Source organism: Nonomuraea sp. NPDC050383 (genome assembly GCF_044459125.1).
Taxonomy (GTDB): domain Bacteria; phylum Actinomycetota; class Actinomycetes; order Streptosporangiales; family Streptosporangiaceae; genus Nonomuraea.
Window position 1 is genome coordinate 440,665 of record NZ_JBITIP010000004.1, and the last position, 17,246, is coordinate 457,910.

At 71.8% G+C, this 17,246-nt stretch carries 15 protein-coding genes; 4 read left to right on the forward strand and 11 right to left on the reverse strand.

What is annotated here, in order from left to right:
* Position 1: 1 nt before the first annotated feature.
* The 4 genes from ACIBG4_RS13380 to ACIBG4_RS13395 are packed head-to-tail and all read right to left on the reverse strand — an operon-like array spanning position 2 to position 6,076.
* A complete protein-coding gene (locus ACIBG4_RS13380; protein ID WP_397202029.1) occupies positions 2 to 3,034 on the reverse strand; it encodes an alpha-mannosidase in 3,033 nt (1,010 codons plus the stop codon).
* Positions 3,035 to 3,058: 24 nt separating this feature from the next.
* A complete protein-coding gene (locus ACIBG4_RS13385) occupies positions 3,059 to 3,925 on the reverse strand; it encodes a carbohydrate ABC transporter permease (RefSeq protein ID WP_397202030.1) in 867 nt (288 codons plus the stop codon).
* Between the two features lies 1 nt (position 3,926).
* Positions 3,927 to 4,799 carry a sugar ABC transporter permease gene (locus ACIBG4_RS13390; RefSeq protein ID WP_310708695.1) on the reverse strand — a complete coding sequence of 291 codons (873 nt, stop codon included), beginning with the start codon at positions 4,797 to 4,799 and terminating at the stop codon, positions 3,927 to 3,929.
* Positions 4,799 to 6,076 (reverse strand): ABC transporter substrate-binding protein, encoded by a 1,278-nt coding sequence (locus tag ACIBG4_RS13395; RefSeq protein WP_397202031.1) that lies wholly within the window; start codon positions 6,074 to 6,076, stop codon positions 4,799 to 4,801. The genes ACIBG4_RS13390 and ACIBG4_RS13395 overlap by 1 nt, the downstream gene beginning before the upstream one ends.
* Positions 6,077 to 6,179: 103 nt before the next feature.
* On the opposite strand from ACIBG4_RS13395, the gene ACIBG4_RS13400 reads away from it, so the two are divergent.
* From ACIBG4_RS13400 to sppA, 3 genes are all read left to right on the forward strand, one after another.
* Positions 6,180 to 7,211: a LacI family DNA-binding transcriptional regulator gene (locus ACIBG4_RS13400; protein WP_397202032.1), complete on the forward strand. Its 1,032-nt coding sequence runs from the start codon at positions 6,180 to 6,182 to the stop codon at positions 7,209 to 7,211.
* Between the two features lie 46 nt (positions 7,212 to 7,257).
* Positions 7,258 to 8,484, forward strand: coding sequence for a glycosyl hydrolase (locus tag ACIBG4_RS13405; protein ID WP_397202033.1), 1,227 nt, complete (start codon positions 7,258 to 7,260; stop codon positions 8,482 to 8,484).
* Positions 8,485 to 8,921: 437 nt separating this feature from the next.
* Positions 8,922 to 10,619, forward strand: coding sequence for a signal peptide peptidase SppA (gene sppA, locus ACIBG4_RS13410; RefSeq protein ID WP_397202034.1), 1,698 nt, complete (start codon positions 8,922 to 8,924; stop codon positions 10,617 to 10,619).
* Between the two features lie 71 nt (positions 10,620 to 10,690).
* On the opposite strand, the gene ACIBG4_RS13415 is transcribed toward sppA, so the two are convergent.
* The 7 genes from ACIBG4_RS13415 to ACIBG4_RS13445 all read right to left on the reverse strand — a co-directional run bounded on the left by ACIBG4_RS13415 (position 10,691) and on the right by ACIBG4_RS13445 (position 15,411).
* Positions 10,691 to 11,113 carry a type II toxin-antitoxin system VapC family toxin gene (locus ACIBG4_RS13415; protein WP_397202035.1) on the reverse strand — a complete coding sequence of 141 codons (423 nt, stop codon included), beginning with the start codon at positions 11,111 to 11,113 and terminating at the stop codon, positions 10,691 to 10,693.
* Entirely contained in the window at positions 11,110 to 11,409 is a 300-nt protein-coding gene (locus ACIBG4_RS13420; RefSeq protein ID WP_397202036.1) for a type II toxin-antitoxin system Phd/YefM family antitoxin, read from the reverse strand. The genes ACIBG4_RS13415 and ACIBG4_RS13420 overlap by 4 nt, the downstream gene beginning before the upstream one ends.
* A 78-nt stretch (positions 11,410 to 11,487) precedes the next feature.
* Positions 11,488 to 11,946, reverse strand: a complete 459-nt coding sequence (locus tag ACIBG4_RS13425; protein ID WP_355451293.1) for a flavin reductase family protein — start codon at positions 11,944 to 11,946, stop codon at positions 11,488 to 11,490.
* Between the two features lie 76 nt (positions 11,947 to 12,022).
* Positions 12,023 to 12,961 (reverse strand): ABC transporter substrate-binding protein, encoded by a 939-nt coding sequence (locus ACIBG4_RS13430; RefSeq protein ID WP_310708686.1) that lies wholly within the window; start codon positions 12,959 to 12,961, stop codon positions 12,023 to 12,025.
* Positions 12,961 to 13,659, reverse strand: coding sequence for an ABC transporter permease subunit (locus ACIBG4_RS13435; protein ID WP_310708685.1), 699 nt, complete (start codon positions 13,657 to 13,659; stop codon positions 12,961 to 12,963). Before ACIBG4_RS13435 ends, ACIBG4_RS13430 begins: the two co-directional genes overlap by 1 nt.
* Positions 13,656 to 14,345 carry an ABC transporter permease gene (locus ACIBG4_RS13440; protein WP_310708684.1) on the reverse strand — a complete coding sequence of 230 codons (690 nt, stop codon included), beginning with the start codon at positions 14,343 to 14,345 and terminating at the stop codon, positions 13,656 to 13,658. The genes ACIBG4_RS13435 and ACIBG4_RS13440 overlap by 4 nt, the downstream gene beginning before the upstream one ends.
* Positions 14,346 to 14,349: 4 nt before the next feature.
* Complete coding sequence (locus ACIBG4_RS13445) at positions 14,350 to 15,411, reverse strand: ABC transporter ATP-binding protein (protein WP_397202037.1); 1,062 nt, start codon at positions 15,409 to 15,411, stop codon at positions 14,350 to 14,352.
* A 276-nt stretch (positions 15,412 to 15,687) separates the two neighbouring features.
* Between ACIBG4_RS13445 and ACIBG4_RS13450 the strand changes: the two genes are divergently transcribed.
* Positions 15,688 to 17,235 carry a hypothetical protein gene (locus ACIBG4_RS13450; RefSeq protein WP_397202038.1) on the forward strand — a complete coding sequence of 516 codons (1,548 nt, stop codon included), beginning with the start codon at positions 15,688 to 15,690 and terminating at the stop codon, positions 17,233 to 17,235.
* Positions 17,236 to 17,246: the final 11 nt, after the last annotated feature.

The following is a 17,246-nucleotide window of genomic DNA, read 5'->3' on the forward strand; positions in this document are numbered from 1 at the left end:
GTCAGCGGCGCAGCCGCAGCGTCACCAGCTCGAACGGCCGCAGGCTCAGCGCGACCGTGCCGTCCTCGCGCCACGTGACGCCGCCCTCTCGCGGGGCCTCGGTCAGAGGCCGTTCGAGCAGGTCGGTCGCCGTGACCTGGCTGACCGGGAAGCCCGCGGTCAGGGTAGCGGCGGCCCGGCCGCCGTGAGCCTCGTGGAAGCGGACGACCACGTCGCCGCTCTCGTCGTCGGCCAGCTTGACGGCCGTCACGACGACGGCGTCGTTGTCGAGCGTGACCAGCGGGGCGACCTCCGCGTCGCCGGGCAGGTGGCGCGCGGGCAGGTTGACGACGTACCCCTCGCGCACGGCGTCGCCGACCGTCGCCCCCGGCACGAGCGCGTGCCGGAACCGGTGCACCCCCTGGTCGGTCTCCGGGTCGGGGAAGCGCGGCGCGCGCAGCAGGGAGGCGCGGACCGTGGTGGTGGTGCCCCCGTCGAGGTCGCGGACCGTCCGCGTCACGTCGTGGCCGTAGGTGGAGTCGTTGACCAGGGCGATGCCCCAGCCCGGCTCCTCCAGGTGCACGAAGCGGTGGTTGCACGCCTCGAACTTGGCGGCCTCCCAGCTCGTGTTGGTGTGCGTGGCGCGGTAGGCGTGGCCGTACTGGGTCTCGGAGGCGTACCGCTCGGCGCGGACGTCCAGCGGGAAGGCCAGCTTGAGGAACTTCTCCGTCTCGTGCCAGTCGACCTCGGTGTCGATGTCGAGCCGCTTGGCGCCCGGCCGCAGGCCGAGCACCTGGGTCACCTTCGAGCGGCCGAAGGAGCGGGTCACCCTGACCGTGCCGGGCTCCTCCCCCGGCGCCACCTCGTCGGCCTCCACCAGGTCGGTGCCGGTGTTGCGGTAGAACGCGTCCACGTCCCAGGCGTCCCACATGTTGGGGAAGTCGGGGTGGAGCTGGAGCAGGTTGGCGGCCTGGCCGGGGGCGACGGCCTCGCGCCCGGCCGCGATGTCGTGGACCGACACCACCAGGCCGCGGCCGTCCACCTCCACGCGCAGCAGGCCGTTGTCCAGGACGTGGCCGCCGCCCTCGCGCGGGCCGGCGGTCGTGCCGCCGGCCATGACGGGGGCCTGGGCGCCGCCCGCGGGGACTCCGTCCCGCGTGTGCGGCGCGGAGTTGAACAGCAGCCGCGTCCCGCTGCCGGCGTCGCCGGCGAGGGCCCGCTGGGCGGCGTCGATGATCGCGTTCAGCTCCCCGGCGACGGCCGCGTACGTCTTCTCGGCCTCCCGGTGCACCCAGGCGATGGACGAGCCCGGCAGGATGTCGTGGAACTGGTGCAGCAGCACGGTCTTCCACAGCCGGTCGAGCCGCTCGTACGGGTAGGGATGGCCGGCCCGCACGGCGGCGGTCGCCGACCACAGCTCGGCCTCGCGCAGCAGGTGCTCGCTGCGCCGGTTGCCCTGCTTGGTCCTGGCCTGGCTGGTGAGCGTGGCGCGGTGCAACTCCAGGTACAGCTCGCCCACCCAGACGGCCGGGCGTGGGTGCTCGGCCTCGGCCTTGGTGAAGAACTCCGCGGGCGTCTCCCAGGTGACGACGGCCGAGCCCTCCAGGTCGCGCATCCTGGCCGCCTTGGCGACCATCTCCCGGGTGGCGCCGCCGCCTCCGTCGCCCCAGCCGGTGGGGGCGAGCGAGTGCCGCGCCAGGTCCTTGTCCTTGAAGTTGCGCGCCGCGTGGGCGATCTCGCTGCCCTTCATGGAGCAGTTGTAGGTGTCGACCGGCGGGAAGTGGGTGAAGATCCGGGTGCCGTCGATGCCCTCCCACAGGAACGTGTGGTGCGGGAACGTGTTGGTCTGGCTCCACGAGATCTTCTGGGTGAGCAGCCAACGGGAGCCCGCGGCCTTGATGATCTGTGGCAGGCCGGCGGCGAAGCCGAACGTGTCGGGCAGCCACACCTCGTCGTTCTCGATGCCGAACTCGTCGAGGAAGAACCTCTTGCCGTGGACGAACTGGCGGGCCATGGCCTCCGAGCCCGGCATGTTGGTGTCGGACTCCACCCACATGCCGCCCGCCGGGACGAACCGTCCGGCCGCCACCGCCTTGACGACTTTGGCCCACACCTCGGGCCGGTGCTCCTTCACCCAGGCCCACTGCTGGGCCTGCGACATCGCGAAGACGAACGAGGGCTCGCTCTCCAGCAGCGCGGTCATGTTGGAGGTGGTGCGGGCCACCTTGCGGACCGTCTCGCGCAGCGGCCACAGCCAGGCCGAGTCGATGTGCGCGTGGCCGACGGCGCTGACGCGGTGCGCCGACGGCGCGGCGGGCGTGGCCAGCACGCCGGCCAGGCACTCCCGGGCGGCGGCCGCGGTGCCGTTGACGTCCTGGAGGTCCACCGCGTCGAGCGCGCGCTCGATCGCCCGCATGATCTCCCAGCGGCGGGCCCCCTCGACGGGCAGCTCCGCCATGAGCTCGCCCAGCACCTCCAGGTCCATGACGAGCTGCCACACGGTCTCGTCGAAGACGGCCAGGTCCATCCGGGCCAGCGTGTACTGCGGGTGCGTCCCCGCGGTCTCCTTGTCCCCGAGCGGCGTCGGCAGGAACGGGTGGTAGTCGAGGATGACCGGGTTGGAGGCGGCCTCGATGTGCAGCCGCACCTCCTCGCCGCCCTCGACGGGCGCGCCGATCCGGACCCAGTCGTTGAGCGGGTGCAGGCCCTTCACCGGCGTGCCGTCGGGGCGGTAGACCAGGCCCTCGCACTGGAAGCCGGGCATGTTCCGGTCGAAGCCGAGGTCGAGGATCGCCTCCACGGTACGGCCCGCCCACTCCGGCGGCACCGTGCCCGTGACGGTGAACCAGCTCGTCCCCCACGGGGCGCCCCATCGGTCGCCGGCCGCGATCGGCTCGGGCGTGGCCGACAGGCCCTCCGCGACGGGCACCGGCTCACCGGGGGCGTGCCAGACGGCCACGTCGAGGGGCACGGACTCCGGGTGGACGGCCGGCCGGATGCGCTCGTCGAGGACCCGCTTCAACCGGCCTTCGACAAGCTTGCGGTCGTCATGCATCTGAACTCCTGATTGCCTGGATGGCTAACCTTTGATCGCGCCTTCCTCGACGCCTCGGAAGAAGTACCGCTGGAGCGCCGCGAACACGACCACGATAGGCACGAAGGAGATCATCGTGCCCGCCGCGATCAGCCGCGGGTTGGAGGTGAACGTGCCGTTCAGGTACTGCAGCCCGACCGTCAGCGTGTAGTGGTCGGGGTCGGTCAGCACGATGAGCGGCCACAGGAAGTCGTCCCACGCGCCGATGAACGTGAAGATCGTGATCACGCTCAGCATGCCGCGGACGTTGGGCAGGCCGATCTGGCGCAGCCGCTGCCAGGCGGTCGCCCCGTCGATGACGGCGGCCTCGTCCATCTCCGGCGGGATCGCCGCGAACGCGGTGCGCATGAGCAGGACGTTGAGCATGGCGATCGCCCCGGGCAGCGCCACGCCGAGCAGCGTGTCGGCCAGGCCGAGGCTGCGGACGGTGACGTACTGCGACACGATCGTCACCTCGCCCGGCAGCACGAGCGTGGCCAGGAAGAGGCCGAGCAGCAGCTTGGCGCCGCGGAAGCGCAGCCGGGCGAGCGCGTACCCGGCCATGGTGGCCCCGACGACGTTGCCCGTGATGACGATCGCGGCCACCACGAGCGAGTTGGTGGCGTAGGACCAGACGGGGATCGCGTCGGCCACCTGGGCGTAGTTGTCCAGCGTGGGGTGCTCGGGCAGGAAGGTCGGCGTCCGGGAGTAGACGTCCTCGTGCAGGCTCTTCAGCGACGTGGACAGCTGCCACAGGAACGGCGACACGGTCAGCGCCAGCACCAGCAGGAGCAGCGCGTACCGCAGCGCCTTCTCGGCGGGGCCCGCGGCGGCGAGGCCACCGGGACGGACGCGCCTGGCGTGTGCCGCCATGTCAGGCCGCCTTCCTGTCGAGCCGCAGCAGCAGCAGCATGGGGCCGACCGTGATGACGAACAGCACGATGCTGAGCGCGGAGGCGTAGCCCAGATGGCCGGAGAAGCCGCGGGTGTAGAGCTGGATCAGCATCACGACCGACATGTCGCGCCCGCCGGGGCCGCCGGTGCCGTTGGACAGCACGTACAGCTCGGAGAACACGCGCAGCGCCGAGACCGACACCAGCACCGAGACCAGGAGCATCGTGTTGCGCACGCCGGGCACGGTGACGCTCCAGAACCTGCGCACCGCCCCGGCGCCGTCCACCGCGGCGGCCTCGTGCAGCTCGCGGCGCACGTTGCCCAGCGCCGACAGGTAGATGATCATGTAGTAGCCGAGCCCCTTCCAGACCGTCAGGCTGATCGCGCTGAACAGCAGCAGCCAGCGGTCGGTGAGGAACGGCACCGGCTCGGTGACGACGCCCAGCCACTGGGCGAAGCCGTTGACCAGACCCCGGTCGTCCAGCACCCAGCCCCAGATCAGCGCGACCACCACGGCCGAGGCCACCACCGGCGTGTAGAAGGCGGTGCGGAAGAACGTGATGCCGGGCAGCCGCTTCTCCACCAGGATCGCGAGGAGCAGCGGCAGCATGGTCAGCAGCGGCAGGCAGACCAGCATGTAGACGATGCTGTTGACCAGTGCGTCGGTGAGCTGGGAGTCGTCCAGCGCCCGGGCGAAGTTGGCCAGGCCGGTGAAGTGGCCGCCGCCGAGCGGCTTGGCGTTGGTGAACGCCAGCACCACCGTGTTGAGCGACGGCCAGAGGTTGAACACCAGCAGCCACACGACCGCCGGCGCCACCAGCAGCCAGGGCGTGAACCAGCGGCGGTGGGTCATCAGTTCTGCAGCAGCTCGTCGCACTTGGCCACGGCCTTGTCCAGTGCCTCCTTCGAGGTGACCTCACCGCTGATCGCGAGCGCCAGCTGCTGCTTGACGATCTTCTTCATCGCCTCGGTGAGCACGACCGGCTCCAGCACCTTCGCCTTGGCCAGCGCCTCGAAGGCCATCACCTTGGCGTCGCCGGCGTTGGTGCCGTCGCTCCTGCTGAAGAACGGGTCGTTCGCCGACGCCTTGGTGCTGGGGAAGATGGCCACCAGATGGGCGAAGGCCGCCTGGTTCTCCGCGCTGGTCACCCAGCGGGCCAGGGCGAGGGCCGCGGGCGCGTTCTTCGACTTCGCCGACACCGACAGGCCCTGGACGTACAGCGGCGGGGTGCCCATGGCGGGCGACGGCACCACCTTGGGCGCCAGCGACGGGTTGTCCACGGCGAGGCTGGTGATGTAGTTGCCGCCGCCGGTCGTCCACGCGACCGTGCCCTCGTTGAAGAGCTTGGCGTTGCCGGCGTAGGTGTCGGTGAGCACGTCGCGCGGCAGCAGGCCCTCCTTGAACGCGTCACGGTACTTGTCGAGCAGCGCGGCGGCCTCGGGGGTGTTGAAGGTGAAGCTCTTGCCGTCGTCGGACAGCAGCTTCACCCCGGCCTGCACGAAGTCGCCCAGCTCGGGCTTGCGGCTCATCAGGTAGACCTTGCCGCCTGACTTCTCCTTGAGCGTGCGGGCCTGGGCGACCAGCTCGTCGAAGCTCGCCGGCGGCTTCTTGGCGTCGAGGCCGTTCTGGGCCATCAGCTCGGAGTTCCAGTAGTTGACGTCGGTGTTGAGGTACCACGGGTAGCCGTAGACGCCCTGGACGCCGGGGTAGGTGTAGGCCGACAGGCCGCCGGGGACGTACTCGTCCTTGACCGCGGGGTCGGCCTGGGCGACGTCGAGCAGCAGGCCCTGCCTGACGAGGGGCAGGGCGTACTCGGGCGGCAGATTCGTCACGTCGGGCAGCGAGCCGCCGGCGGCCTGGCTGAGCACCTTGTCGGAGTAGCCGTCCCCGGGCTGGTCCAGCCACTCGACCTTGACGCCGGGGTACTTCTTCTCGAAGGAGTCGATGACCTTCCGCATGTAGTCGGTGAACTTCGGCTTCAGTGCCCACGTCTGCAGGCTGACCTTGCCCGTCACCTCGCCCGTCGCCGTCGCGCCAGGCGCCGCGGCCGGCTGCCCCGTGTCCCCCAGCCCGCAGCCGGCGGCCGCCAACACGGCGGCCAGACCCAGACCTGACCAGTACCTACGCATGAAGCTCTCCTCGGAGAAGGCGCTAAACCGCTATAGTTGCCGGACTATTCACTGGCTAGACTCTGCTGTCAATAGGTGACATCGACTTGTGAAGGAGTCGCTGGTGGCTCGACCGACGATCGCCGACATCGCCGAGCGGGTCGGCGTCTCCAAGGGCGCGGTCTCGTTCGCGCTCAACGGGCGTCCCGGCGTGGCCGAGGCGACGCGGGCCCGCATCCTGCAGGTCGCCAAGGAGATGAACTGGCGCCCGCACAGCGCCGCGCGGGCCCTCGGCGGGGCCAGGGCGGAGGCGGTCGGGCTGGTGATCGCCAGGCCCGCCAGCACGCTCGGCGTGGAGCCGTTCTTCGCCCAGCTCCTGTCGGGGCTGCAGGCGGGGCTGTCGCGGCAGTCGGTCGCGTTGCACCTCCTGATCGTCGAGGACGTCGAGGCGGAGACGGAGGTCTACCGCGACTGGGCCTCCGCGCACCGCGTCGACGGCTTCATCCTCGTCGACCTCAAGGTCCGCGACCCGCGCATCGAGGTGCTGGAGGAGCTCGGCGTGCCGAGCGTGGTGCTGGGCGGCCCGGGCAGGCACGGCTCGCTGTCCAGCGTGTGGGCCGACGACCGGGAGGCCATGCTGTCGGTCGCCGACTACCTCGCGGCGCTCGGCCACCGGCGGCTGGCCCACGTCGCCGGCCTGCCCGAGTTCCACCACACCCAGCGCCGCATGCGGGCGCTGCGCGACTCCAGCCGCCGGCTCGGCCTGGCCGACACGGCGTCGACGACCACCGACTTCAGCGACGCCGAGGGGGCCGCCGCGACCCGGGCGCTGCTGTCGCGCCCCCGGCGGCCCACCGCGATCGTCTACGACAGCGACGTGATGGCCCTGGCCGGGCTGGGCGTCGCGGGCGAGATGGGGGTACGGGTGCCGGACGAGCTGTCCGTCGTGGCCTTCGACGACTCGGTGCTGACCCGGATCGCGCACCCCGCCATCACCGCGCTGTCGCGCGACACCTTCGCCTACGGCCGCCGGCTGGCCGAGGTCATGCTGGCGGTGATCGAGGAGCCGGAGCGCCGGCGCGAGGTGAAGACGGCCACGCCACGGCTGGTCGTCAGGGAGAGCACGGCGCCGCCCGGGGCTTGGCAAGGTGACTAAACCGGTTTAGGGTTCGCGGGAGATCGACTCATCTCCCGGAGGACGCGTGCCCCTGCCCCACCCCATCCGTTTCGGCGCCAACTACGTGAGCTCGGCAGGTTGGTTCCACGGCTGGCTCGACCTGTCCCCCGACTCGGTCCGCCGCGACTTCGACGACCTCGCCGGGCTCGGGCTGGACCACGTCCGGATCTTCCCGATCTGGCCGTGGATCCAGCCCAACCGCACCCTGATCAGGCAGCGGGGCATCGACGACCTGCTCCAGGTGATCGACATCGCCGCCGAGTCCGGCCTGTCGGTGGCCGTGGACCTCCTCCAGGGGCACCTGTCCAGCTTCGACTTCCTGCCGTCGTGGGTGCTCACCTGGCACCGGCGCAGCGTCTTCACCGATCCCGAGGTCCGCGACGGCATCGCCGCGTACGCGGACGCCGTCGCCCGCGCGGTCGCCGGGCGCCCCAACGTCTTCGCCGTGACCCTCGGCAACGAGGTGAACAACCTCTACCCGGCCAACCCGACGACGCCCGAGGCGTCCGCCCGCTGGGCGGCCGAGCTGATCGACGTCGTGCGCGCCGCCGCCCCGAACCTGCTGTGCCTGCACTCCCTGTACGACGCGACCTGGTACGACCCCGGCCACCCCTTCCACCCCGCCGACAACGTGGACCTGGGCGACCTGACCACGGTGCACTCGTGGGTGTTCAACGGCGTCTCCGCCCTCGACGGCCCGCTCGGCCCGGCCACCGTCACGCACGCCGACTACCTCGTCGAGCTGGCCGCCGCCACCTCGCCGGACCCGGCCCGCCCGGTCTGGCTGCAGGAGGTCGGCGCGCCCCGCCCGGACGTCCCGGAGGCCGACGCGCCGCGCTTCGTGCGCGCCACGCTCGACGCGGTCACCGCCAACCCGGCCCTGTGGGGCGTCACCTGGTGGTGCTCGCACGACGTGGACCGCGCCCTGGCCGACTTCCCCGAGCGCGAGTACGACCTGGGCCTGTTCACCGTCGACCATCGGGCCAAGCCCGCGGCCCTGGAGCTCGCCTCCGCGATCCGGGAGCACCGCGAGGGGCGCGTCGCGGCGGCCGGCAGGCCCGCGCTGCTGTGCGACGTGGACCTCAGGGCGGAGCCGGAGCGCCGGGCCGAGGTCGCGCCGGGCAGTGCCTTCCACGCCGAGTGGGTCAGGCTGCGCCAGGCCGGTCCGCTGGCCATCGTCACGAAGGGCCGCGCGGACGACGCCGCCCACCTGGCCGCCCGCGGGATCGAGGCCGTCCTGACCCCGGCATGACCCCTGCACGCCCAAGGAACGACAGGAGGAGACCCGGATGCGACTGTTCCCCCTGTTACCCCGGCTCTGCGCGGTGCTCACCGCCACGGCCCTCCGCCGCGGTCACCTGCCAGGTGGCGCCTGTGACACCGACCAGCCCGGACGCCCGGGGGCTGGTCGGTGTCGTGGTCGACGAAGGGGCGACCTCATCTCCTGGTGCGTGCGCAGGCCGTCATCCGTAGAGGTCCGCCAAGGTGATCAGCCGCACGTCGCGGTCGGCGCGGAGATCCGCATCGAGATCCGCCCCCCTGTGACACGTCAGCAGCGTGTCGCGCGTGTCGTACCCCTTCACCGCCAGCAGGTCCCGCGCGGGCCGCAGCCCGGCCTAGGGACCGTACTTCTAAGGGGCCTCCCAATACGGCCGCGTACGTCCGAGATGTGTCGCTTAGGGTGGCTTCATGGACGCAGGCAAGGCGATCTTCGAGACCGTGGACAGGCTTCGTCAGCGGCGCACCGCCCCGCTGGTCCTGGAGCTGGACCTGACCGAGGGCCTCACCGAGGGGCCGCCCACCGACCCGCTGTCCGCCGTGCTGTCCATGCGGAAGCCGCGGCTGGCCGACGTGCTGGCCGGGCTGAAGCGCGGGCGTGCCGACTCCCGGGTCAAGGCGCTGGTCGTGAAGGTCGGCGGGAACCCGCTCGGGCTGGCCGTGGCGCAGGAGCTGCGGGAGGCCGTGACGCGGTTCCGCGCCTCCGGGAAGCTCACCGTGGCCTTCGCCGAGACGTACGGCGAGTTCGGCAACGGAACCGTCCCCTACTACCTCGCGAGCGCCTTCGAGCGCGTCTACCTCCAGCCGAGCGGCGACGTGGGGCTGACCGGCGTGGCGCTGGAGCAGCGGTTCGTCAAGGGGGCGCTGGACAAGCTGGGCGTCGGGTACGAGCTGGGCCAGCGGCACGAGTACAAGACCGCCGCGAACACCTTCACCCAGGACCATATGACCGAGCCGCACCGCGAGTCGATGGAGCGGATCGTCGAGTCCGTCGTCGAGCAGGTGGTCGCGGGCATCGCCGAGGGGCGCCGGCTGGACCCCGCCAAGGTGCGCGAGCTGGTCGACCGCGGGCCGTTCATCGCGTCCGAGGCCCTGGAGACGGGGCTGGTGGACGGGCTGGCCTACCGGGACGAGGTGTACGAGGAGGTCAAGCGGGCCGCCGGGAGCGACGCGCACCTGCAGTACGTGTCCCGGTACGCCAAGGCGGCGGCCGTGCGGAAACTGCCGCAGCCCACCGCCGACGGGATCGCGCTCGTCCAGGGACACGGGCAGATCAGGATGGGCCGCAGCGGGCGCAGCCCCCTCGGGGGCGGCGGCGCGATGGGGTCCGACACGGTGAGCGCCGCGCTGCGCGCCGCCCGGCGGGACGACCACGTCAAGGCGGTCGTGTTCCGGGTGGACAGCCCCGGCGGCTCGTACGTGGCCTCCGACACCGTGTGGCGCGAGGTGGTGCTGACCCGCAAGGTCAAGCCCGTCATCGTGTCGATGGGCGACCTGGCCGCCTCGGGCGGCTACTTCGTCTCCATGGCCGCGGACGTGATCGTCGCCCAGCCGGGGACGCTGACCGGCTCGATCGGCGTGTTCGGCGGCAAGCCCGTGCTGTCGGAGCTGCTGGACCGGATCGGGATCAACTCCGAGCTGGTGGCCGGCGGCGCGAACGCCGGGATGTTCTCCACCACGCGCGGCTTCTCGCCCGAGCAGTGGGAGCGGGTGAACGCCTGGCTGGACCGCATCTACGACGACTTCGTGGGCAAGGTGGCGCAGTCGCGCGACCTGACCCGCGAGCGCGCCCACGAGCTGGCACGGGGCCGGGTGTGGACCGGCGCCGACGCGAAGGAGCGCGGGCTGGTGGACGAGCTGGGCGGGCTTGAGGACGCGCTGGGCGTGGCCCGCAAGCGGGCGGGCCTGGCCGACGACGCGCCGGTGCGGCTCTACCCGCGCGTCCACCCGCTGGAGCGGCTGCGCGGGGCGGAGTCGAGCGAGGACAAGGCGGCCGCGCTGACCAGGGTCCGGATCGACGCCTGGGGGCCGCTGGCGCGGCTGTCGGCCGAGCTGGGCCTGCCGGCCGCGGGACCGCTCGCCCTGCCGGGCTGGTATGCCATCCGCTGACGTCCGTCTGCTCTTCGGCCCGTACCTTGTGACGGCCGAGGAGTTTGTGGACCGTCGACGAGGCTCGCTCGTCAACGCCGATGCGGATGTGTCACCTGGCGGACAGTCAGCAGACCCTCCAATCCTTTGAAGTCATCAGGATTCACCGTGTAGAGCGGAAGCCGGTTGGCGATCGCCACGGAGGCGATGAGCAGGTCCGCGGTGTTGCCGCGTGGATTGCGCCCCGCTTCCTTGACGGCCGCGTACACCTGCCCGAAGGCACGGGCCGCGGCCACGTCGAACGGCAGAGGCTCGAACTCTGCCTCGACGCGGGCGAGGACGTCCTGCCTGGTGGCGCGTTTGCGCGGATCGTCTGTCGCCAGAGGCCCGACCGAGAGTTCCGCGAGCGTGATGGTGCTGATGGCCGGCGCGTCAGGCAGCTCGTCGGGATCGAGCCCGGCGGCAAGAATGATCACATTGGTGTCGAGCAGTCCGGCTGCGGCAGGGCCGATCATTCGGGGATCCGCTCGGCTCGCTCCCACGGGTCCTCGCCGGCGTCGTCGAAGGCCGCTCGGACATCGGCTTCGAACTCCTCGTCGTCGATGATCGGAGCGTTTTCGAACACTGCCAGGAAGCGTTCCTTAGGAACGAACGTTCTGCGTCGACTGATCGGGATCACCGTCGCGATCTGATGTCCGTGACGGGTCAACGTGAACGTCTTGCCACGCTCGATGGCATCCATGATCTCGCCTGTACGGTTTTTCAGGTCCCGCTGGTTGATCTCAGGAGGCTCGTGCCATGCTTCGCTCATACAGCCACGGTACCCAGCAAGGCCACACTGTGCCACCACGTGGCACCTTTCTTTCGGCATGCCGCGGAATGCCGGTCTTCAGCCCATCGGGCGGTAGCGGCCTCGGAGGCGGATCAGGGGGGCCAGGGTCGGGGTGACGTAGGTGACGGCAAGGACGCGGGCGAGGAAGAGCGTGTGGTCCCCCGCCGGCACCACCTGGGTCGTCTCCGCCTCCACGGCCGCGACGCCGTTCTCGACGATGATCGCGCCCGAGTGCGGGCCGCGGTGGTGCGGGACGCCCGCCACGAGGTGGCGGGCGCTGGGGCGGCCGGCGGTGGCGAAGCGGCTGGCGATCGCGGCCTGGCCGGACGACAGGATCGAGGCCGCCCAGCGGTCCTGGCGCAGCAGCACCTCGCACAGGTAGCCGCGGGCGGCCAGGCTGACCAGCACGAGGGGCGGGTCCAGGGAGACGGACATGAGCGCCGACACCGTGGTGCCGAGGTCGTCCCGCCCATCCTGTACGGTCACCACCGCCACACCGGCGGCGAGCTGGGCCATCGCCTCCGTGAATTCCAAGGTCCCCTCCGACGACGGGTGATGACGGGCCCCCGGAGTGAGGGGGCCCGTCATCGGGTCAGGCGAGGCCGTTGCCCGTCAGCCACTCCTTGGCGACCGTGGCCGGCTCGTCCTTGTTGACGCTGATCTTCTGCATCATGTCCAGCAGCGACTGCGTCGTCAGCTTGGCCGAGACCGCGTCCAGCGTGGTCCTGATCGTGTCGGTCGCGGCGGCCTTGTTCACGAGGGGCGTGACGTTCTGCGCGGGGAAGATGTTCTTCGGGTCCTGCAGCGGCACAAGGTTGTTGGCCGTCATCTTGGGGTCGGTGGAGAAGACGTTGCCGACCTGGATGGAGCCGTCCTTGATGGCGTCGGCCGTGGTCGGGCCGGTCGACTTCCACTGCTTGAACTCCAGCCCGTACACCTCCTTGAAGCGCGCCTCCCAGCGCTTCTTGAACTCGGGCGGACCGCCGACGATCATGGTCTTCGACACCTTGGCCAGGTCCTCCATGGTGTTGAGGGACTGCTTGGCCTGCGTGTCCTTGGTGATGGAGAGGGTGTCCTTGTCCTCGGCGGGCGAGGAGGTGAGGACCTCCAGCTCGGCCGGGAGCTTCTCCTTCAGCGCCGCGTTGACGTCGTCGGTCGTGGACGCCTTGTTCTGCAGGTCGATGAAGGCCAGCAGGTTGCCGTTGTACTCCGGCACGACCGTCAGCCCGCCGCTCTTGACCTGGTCGTAGACGACCTCGCGGCTGCCGATGCGGGGCTTCTCCTCGACCTGCACGCCCTTGGCCTCCAGCGCCTGGGCGTAGATGGAGCCGAGCAGCACGCTCTCGTCGAAGTCGAACGAGCCGATGACGGCCTTGCCGCCGCCCGCGCCCGAGGTGCCCGAGGTGGAGCCGCTGGGCGCCGCGCTCGTGGTGTCGAGCGGGTTGCCTCCGCCACCGCCGCCGCCACCGCACGCGGTCAGGGCGAGTGCCGCCGTCAGCAGCACCGCCGCGGTGCCGAACCTACGTCTCATCACGTTGTTTCCCTTTCTGAGGTCACCTGGCGGACCTTCACCCGCCGGCTGACGCCGGGCGAGACCGTCGTCCGCTGGAGAAGCGTGAAGACGAGCTGCACCGCGAGTGCGAACAGCACAATCAGTACTGAACCCCCGACGACGCTCGCGTAATCCTTCGTGGCGAAGCCGTCGATCACGAATCGGCCGAGGCCGCCCAGCCCCGTGTACGCGGCGACCGTGGTGGTCGCGACCACCTGGATGGCCGACAGCCGCAGACCCAGCAGGATCAGCGGCAGCGCCACCGGCACCAGCACCCGGCCGAGCACCTGCCCGCCGGTCAGGCCCATCCCGTACGCGGCGTCGCGCAGCTCGGGATCGACGCCCCTGATGCCCTCGAACGTGTTGACCAGGATCGGGGGCACGGCCAGCAGCACCAGGGGGATGACGACCGGCAGGATCGAGGCGGTGCCGAGCAGCAGCACGAACAGCACCAGCAGGCCCAGCGTGGGCAGCGCCCGGGCGAGGTTGGCGGTGACGACCACGAGGACGCCGCCCCGGCCGGTGTGCCCGATGAGCAGCCCGAGCGGGATCGCGATGAGCATGGCCAGCGCCAGTGCCAGCAGCGAGAACTCCAGGTGCTCCAGCAGCCGGGCCGGGATGCCGTCGGGGCCGGACCAGTTGGCCGGGTCGCCGAAGAAGTCGCTGAGCCAGCTCATGAGGTCCTCCTGGCTCGCACCCAGGGAGTGAGCAGCCGCTGCGCGAGGACGAGCAGCCCGTCGGCGACCAGCGCGAGCGCCACGATGAGCACGATGCCGACGATGACCGGGGGCAGGAACGGGTTCTGGTACGCCCGGGTGAACAGCATCCCGAGCCCTCCCTGGCCGATCAGCGCGCCGACGCTGACCAGGCTGATGCTGGAGACGGCGACCACCCGCAGCCCGGCGAGCACGACGGGCACGGCGATCGGCAGCTCAACCTGGACGAGGCGGCGCAGCGGCGTGAAGCCCATGGCCACGGCCGACTGGCGCACGTGGTCCGGCACCGCGCCGAGGCCGTCCACGACGGCGGGGATGAGCACGGCCATCGCGTAGAACGTCAACGGGATGATCACCGTGGTCTTGGACAGGCCGGTGACCGAGATCAGCAGCATGAAGACCGGCAGCGACGGCAGCGCGTAGACGACGTTGAACAGCCCGGTCGTCGGCTGGTAGAGCCAGCGCCAGCGGACGCTGGCCAGGCCGAGCGGCAGGGCGAGCAGGAGACCCACGACGATCGGCGCCAGCGACATGACGAGGTGGTCGCCGAGGAGGTCCTTGATGCTGCCGACCCGGCCGGTGTCCCAGTTGCGGGCGACCCACTCCCACAGGGACGGCGGCCCGTCGGCGGCCAACGGCAGGGACATCCACTCACCCGACATCGGCGGCCTCCGCGAGCGCCTCGTCCAGGGCCTCCCGAGTGGCCACGCCGACGACCTTGCCCTCCTCGTCGACCGCCACCGCGCAGCCGGAGGGCGACAGCAGCGCCGCGTCGAGGGCGGAGCGCATGGAGTCGTGCCCGTGGCGGAACGTGCCGTACGGCTCGGGGGCGGCGTTCCCGGCGCCCGGCACCCAGCCGACCGGCCGGCCGTCCTCGGAGACGACGAGCACCCAGGGCTCCGGCGAGCCTCCGGAGAAGCCCGCGGGCACGGTCAGGTCGGCGCGCAGCCGCAGGCCCTCGGTGGAGACGAACTGCAGGCGGCGGATGCCCCGGTCGTGGCCGAGGAACTCCCGCACGAAGTCGTCGGCCGGCTCCGACAGGAGCGTCTTGGGCGCGGCGAGCTGTGCCAGCTTGCCGCCGACGCGGAGCACGGCGACGCGGTCGCCCAGCTTGATGGCCTCGTCGATGTCGTGGGTGACGAAGACGATGGTCTTGTTGAGCTCGGCCTGGAGCCGCAGCAGCTCGTCCTGGAGGCTGGCGCGGACGACCGGGTCGACGGCGCTGAACGGCTCGTCCATGAGCAGCACGGGCGGGTCGGCGGCGAGCGCCCTGGCCACGCCCACGCGCTGCTGCTGGCCGCCGGAGAGCTGGAACGGGTAGCGCTCGCTCATCGCGGTGTCGAGGCCCACGCGTTCGAGCAGCTCCATGGCCCTGGCGCGGGCCTTCCTGCGGTCCCAGCCCAGGAGGAGCGGGACGGTGGCGACGTTGTCGACGATCTTCTTGTGCGGGAAGAGGCCGGCCTGCTGGATGACGTACCCGATGCCGCGCCGCAGGGTGGGCGGGTCGATGCCCTGCACCGGCTCGCCGTCGAGGAGGATTCGCCCCTCGGTCGCGTCGATCATCCGGTTGATCATCCGCAGGGACGTCGTCTTGCCGCAGCCGGACGGCCCGACGAACACGGTGATCTCCCCCGTGGGCGCCTCAAGGGTCAGGCCGTCCACGGCCACCGTGCCGTCCGCGTAACGTTTCGTGACGGCGTCGAATGTGATCACGCGCGACCTCTCGCTTGCCGGGCAGGGCCGCGGCCCCCCCTGCCACGACCGCCGCAAGATCTCTTCGCGCCCACCTTATGACCCCCGATACGGGTGTGTCGCGTCGCCCCGAGGGTTAAACGCTTCACCCCACCAGCGGGAATTGGCAACAAAACGGGATCTAGTGATGCGCCGATGGTGGCGACTTGGCATGATTGCCTCACCATCGGTAAGAACACCGGTACCGCAGGCCCCTTCTCCACCCCCGCATCGCAACACCAGCAAGAGGAACGGCCCGTGACCCAGCCGCTCACCGACCAGCGTGCCCGCGCCGAGTTGGTCGCAGAGCTCTACGACAGTCACGCCGCCGGGCTGTTCGCGTACTGTGCTGACCAGCTCGGCGACCCCGGCTCCGCGGCCGACGTCCTGATGTCCGTCCTCGCCGCCGTCCCCGCCTCCGTCCCGGCCCGCGCCGCGCTGTACGCGCTCGCCCGCCGCGAGATCGGCCGCCGCGACGTCGCCTACACGCCCCCTGTCGTCGATCCCCTCATCGATCCCGCCTCCGCCCTGGTGGAGCGCGCGCTGCACGAGCTGCGCCCGCACCACCGCGAGGTGCTTCTGCTCTCCGAGGTGTGCGGCCTGGACCGCGCCGAGCTGGCCTGGGTGCTCGACGTGGCGCCCGACACGGCCGGCGAGCTCCTGGACGCCGCCGCCCACCGCTACCGGCGCCTGCTCGGCGCCGCGCTCGACCGCGCGGCCGCCCGGCGCGTGCCGAAGCCGGTGGCCGACGTGTACGGGGCGCTGGGCGTCGCGCCGCTGCGCGACGTGCTCGGCCGCCTGCCGTGGCCGGAGCCGCCCGCCGCGCTGCGGGTGCACTTCGCCGGCTCCCGTACGGCCGGCACCGCGCCGATGTTCGTCAGGCCGCGCTGGCCGGTGCCGCCGGTCTGGCCGCTGCCGCTCGGCGACCGTGACCCGCTGACCAGCACCGGGCTGTTCCCCGCCGAGCTGCTCAAGCCGCCGTCGCCGTCCCGCGTGCCGCCGCACGAGGCCACGACCGAGCCGATGCCGACGGTGGGCGACCCGTTCGCCCCGACCGACCGTGCCCGGCCGGGCACGGGGCTCACGCGGCCGTGGCAGGCGTTCACCTCCGCCCGCGACCAGGGGCTCGTCACGCGGGGACAGCCGCGGACCGGGGACTCCGGGGAACGGCCGGCCCTCCGGCCGAACGGCGGTCCGGGCGGCGGTCCGGGCGGTGACGTGTTCGCCACGGGAGACGTGTTCCCGGTGCCCCGCGCGGCCCATACGGGCGTCCTGGCCGGGCCGGTGGCGGGTGACGTGCTGGACGACGAGCCGGCCACGCAGGAGATGCCCGCGATCCGGGCCGGTGACGTGCTCGTCCACAAGACGCCCGACTCCCCGGGCGCGACCGGGGGGAGCGGCGCGCCCGGCAGTCTGTTCGCCCGGCGCGACCGGCCGGCCGAGCCGGTCTACCGGCTGCCGCTCCCGGCGGACGGCGACAAGCCCACGCCCGTGACCGCGTCGGCGTCGGCGTCCACGACGACCTCGTCCCCCACCACGACGGAGCCCGCGAGCGAGGGCGAGGCCCATGACGCCGGTGCCGCCGCCAAGCCGCCGAAGCCCCGCAGGGACGCCCCGCCCAAGCCGCTGCGCTCGGGCAGGGACGCCCCGCCCAGGCCGCCGCGCTCAGGCAAGGGCGCGCCGCGCAAGGGACGGCCGCGCCCGCGCCGGCACCACGACTGGGCGTGGGAGCTGATCGGGTTCCTGATCTGCGTGGCGATCGCGATGATCGTGTTCTTCTCGGTCCCCGCCATGCTCAGCCCCTGACGGTCACCGGC

Bases quoted from the DNA above. Each gene is read 5' to 3' on its own strand.
- ACIBG4_RS13420 (WP_397202036.1), bottom strand. From the start codon at position 11,409: ATGAGCGAAGCATGGCACGAGCCTCCTGAGATCAACCAGCGGGACCTG.
- ACIBG4_RS13415 (WP_397202035.1), bottom strand. From the start codon at position 11,113: ATGATCGGCCCTGCCGCAGCCGGACTGCTCGACACCAATGTGATCATT.
- ACIBG4_RS13425 (WP_355451293.1), bottom strand. From the start codon at position 11,946: ATGGCCCAGCTCGCCGCCGGTGTGGCGGTGGTGACCGTACAGGATGGG.
- ACIBG4_RS13435 (WP_310708685.1), bottom strand. From the start codon at position 13,659: ATGAGCTGGCTCAGCGACTTCTTCGGCGACCCGGCCAACTGGTCCGGC.
- ACIBG4_RS13380 (WP_397202029.1), bottom strand. From the start codon at position 3,034: ATGCATGACGACCGCAAGCTTGTCGAAGGCCGGTTGAAGCGGGTCCTC.
- sppA (WP_397202034.1), top strand. From the start codon at position 8,922: ATGGACGCAGGCAAGGCGATCTTCGAGACCGTGGACAGGCTTCGTCAG.
- ACIBG4_RS13390 (WP_310708695.1), bottom strand. From the start codon at position 4,799: ATGACCCACCGCCGCTGGTTCACGCCCTGGCTGCTGGTGGCGCCGGCG.
- ACIBG4_RS13430 (WP_310708686.1), bottom strand. From the start codon at position 12,961: ATGAGACGTAGGTTCGGCACCGCGGCGGTGCTGCTGACGGCGGCACTC.
- ACIBG4_RS13385 (WP_397202030.1), bottom strand. From the start codon at position 3,925: ATGGCGGCACACGCCAGGCGCGTCCGTCCCGGTGGCCTCGCCGCCGCG.
- ACIBG4_RS13440 (WP_310708684.1), bottom strand. From the start codon at position 14,345: ATGTCCCTGCCGTTGGCCGCCGACGGGCCGCCGTCCCTGTGGGAGTGG.
- ACIBG4_RS13395 (WP_397202031.1), bottom strand. From the start codon at position 6,076: ATGCGTAGGTACTGGTCAGGTCTGGGTCTGGCCGCCGTGTTGGCGGCC.